Below are 2,321 nucleotides of genomic sequence, written 5' to 3'. Positions count from 1 at the left end.
ATTTTAGTTCTATTCAAACTAAAGAGAACTATTTATTATTCAGTACTTTTACTGATTCTAGTATCTCTTTTAGGAGATTATTTTTCTGATTGCTTTATGCTCCGTTTTGACGTGCGGAATGTGGGTTCTATATCAACCAAACCAATACCCATAAAATCGTTTGTATTGACCGTAACAACAGTCAATTTATGAGCTTTGGCGATCGCAGCAATCCGACAATCTTGCGTGCCGATTCTTTTGATTTTGGCTGGAAGGGCTTGATAGATTTGCTCTGCTTCTGCACTGTAGGACAAAATTTGAAACTGATTTAGTGCCGAAAATAACTCCTCAAAATACTTATAGGCAGCTACAACCGATGGTTTTCTTTTTGTTTTTTGTACCGAAGCTAAAGCACCCTGTAAAATTTCTTCGACAGTAATAATGCTTGTAAAAATCGATTCTGGCGGTTGACTTAAAATCTTAGCTGTTAGTTGGGGATAGAAACGTCGCTCGTCCAAAAAGTTACTAACAATACTGGTATCGAGTAAATACATTAATTTTCTTTGTCAGAAGATGTATTTAACTCTCGGTCTATTTCTTCTCGATCTATCTTGCGAGAACGTTCTATCTCTGACTGTGTTTCCAACCAAAATTTCCCCCCAAACGATCCTGCAATATCTGCTAAAGGGTTTTGGTTTGACAGTTTTGTTTGTGACTTTTGATGAGAATCTTTACTTGTCGTCATATTAGTTTCAATACCTTTTTTTATATTCTAAATGCATTATTTATTGTTCTTCTTGAGATAAATCTAGAGCATCAGCCAGAACAGCTTCATCCATACCGCTAGAGGCGAACGCTTTTTCGACGGTTTGATTCAGTCTTTGTAATGCTTGTTCGATTTCTTCTTCCTCCGATTGTGGGACGGGTATATAAAATCCGACCAATTTACCAGCAATTCTCATTTTGAAGAAAAAAAAGAAGATGTTTTCTATTTTTAATAGAGAACAAAACTCAAAAAGTTTTATTTTCAAAAAAGCCATACATAATTAAGAAGTAAAAAAGAAAAAATAGACACATAAATACTCTCTCAACTCAAAAAACTAGGTTGAAATCATCACAAAAATGAAATTTTAAACATGAAAATCAAGCATCACCTCCTGAAATTATTTTGGAGATTTAACTAGAATTAGTTTGGAGATTGTCTGAATCATCATCGAGCATAAAATTAAATAAATCAGACCAAGTTTCAAACCAAAAATATTTTAATAAGGCTCTAATATCGTTAAAAAAGCTACGACGACTTCCGCTAAGTTGACGAAGGCGTTGATAAGTAGAATTAGCTAACTTTAAAACTGAATGAAATAAAAAAGCCAACAAATTTAAACTCAATAAAATCTCACATAAATTATTTTGACCGTGACCAAAATTATGTTCTAAGTTGTAACCATGATTTTTTAAAACATTATTACTTTCATTTTCGATTTTCCATCTACTTCTACCAGCTTTGACAATTTTTTCGACATTATCGTCTCGAATGTTATGATTGGTAATGAAACTATTTTTATAAGCAACTTCTTTAGTTTTTTGATTGATTATTGTAACTTCACACCAATTAACTTGTAATGAATCATCCCCATCTTTTAGCGGTATTTTATTAGTATAACGATAACGATAAACTAGCTCCTTTCTTCCATTCCATTCTTTCTTTTTTATAGTTTGTACTTCACCAGTTTTCTCTAAAAACTCTAGCCATTCATACAAAGTTTTGTGTGAAGTTTCACGACAAACAAAAATAAAATTATAATCCTTTGCTAACGCTAATTCACAGATAGGTTGACGAGAGTATAAATCATCTCCTAAAAGAGTTACAGGATTTTCATATCTTTGGCTCGGATTTTTATTTAACCATCTTTTTATCGCAGCGTTTTCACAGTCTTGTTTTTTATAACCATCTTGTTTTTTGATGAATTCTGGTTCGAGACAAATTACTTGTTTCATGTTAGGTGAAACCACAGCAGGAATTACACAACTATGAAAATAAGTTGTTGTTCCGTTTCGGTGATTCCGAGAGTTACAATAAGGACAATTAATTTTTTTAGATGAAAAATATTCTGTTCCGTCTAATGCTATTAAAATTTCTGATTCTAAATAAAGAAATTTAGAGAGTATTTTTTGATTCTTTAACCATTGACTACGTCCTCGAAGGAGGATATATTTTTTGGTATACTGGATAAATTGTGGCAGCAGGAACTGGGTCTAATAAATTGCGTATTTGATTATCGCTGGGAATTTTTTCGACCTTAAATAAACTGTCAGCATTATTTTTACACTTCATCTTTGAC

At 32.3% G+C, this 2,321-nt stretch carries 3 protein-coding genes and 1 pseudogene; all 4 read right to left on the bottom strand.

Going from position 1 to position 2,321, the window contains the following annotated elements:
• Positions 1-77 precede the first annotated feature (77 nt).
• Positions 78-533 (bottom strand): type II toxin-antitoxin system VapC family toxin, encoded by a 456-nt coding sequence (locus H1P_RS32810; protein WP_144875607.1) that lies wholly within the window; start codon positions 531-533, stop codon positions 78-80.
• Complete coding sequence (locus tag H1P_RS32805) at positions 533-724, bottom strand: hypothetical protein (protein ID WP_144875605.1); 192 nt, start codon at positions 722-724, stop codon at positions 533-535. Before H1P_RS32805 ends, H1P_RS32810 begins: the two co-directional genes overlap by 1 nt.
• 40 nt (positions 725-764) lie before the next feature.
• On the bottom strand, positions 765-941 hold the full coding sequence (locus H1P_RS36960) for a hypothetical protein (protein WP_186376290.1): 177 nt from the start codon (positions 939-941) through the stop codon (positions 765-767).
• Positions 942-1,155: 214 nt separating this feature from the next.
• Positions 1,156-2,321: pseudogene (locus H1P_RS32800) on the bottom strand (ISNCY family transposase); the annotation flags it as partial.

The sequence above is a fragment of the Hyella patelloides LEGE 07179 genome (genome assembly GCF_900659865.1).
In the GTDB taxonomy this organism is placed as follows: Bacteria; Cyanobacteriota; Cyanobacteriia; order Cyanobacteriales; family Xenococcaceae; genus Hyella; species Hyella patelloides.
The sequence above is the reverse complement of the archived record's forward strand: the minus strand, read 5'-3'. Positions and strand labels throughout refer to the sequence as shown.

Coding starts and splice junctions, on each gene's coding strand:
- H1P_RS36960 (WP_186376290.1), bottom strand. CDS start 941: ATGAGAATTGCTGGTAAATTGGTCGGATTTTATATACCCGTCCCACAA.
- H1P_RS32805 (WP_144875605.1), bottom strand. CDS start 724: ATGACGACAAGTAAAGATTCTCATCAAAAGTCACAAACAAAACTGTCA.
- H1P_RS32810 (WP_144875607.1), bottom strand. CDS start 533: ATGTATTTACTCGATACCAGTATTGTTAGTAACTTTTTGGACGAGCGA.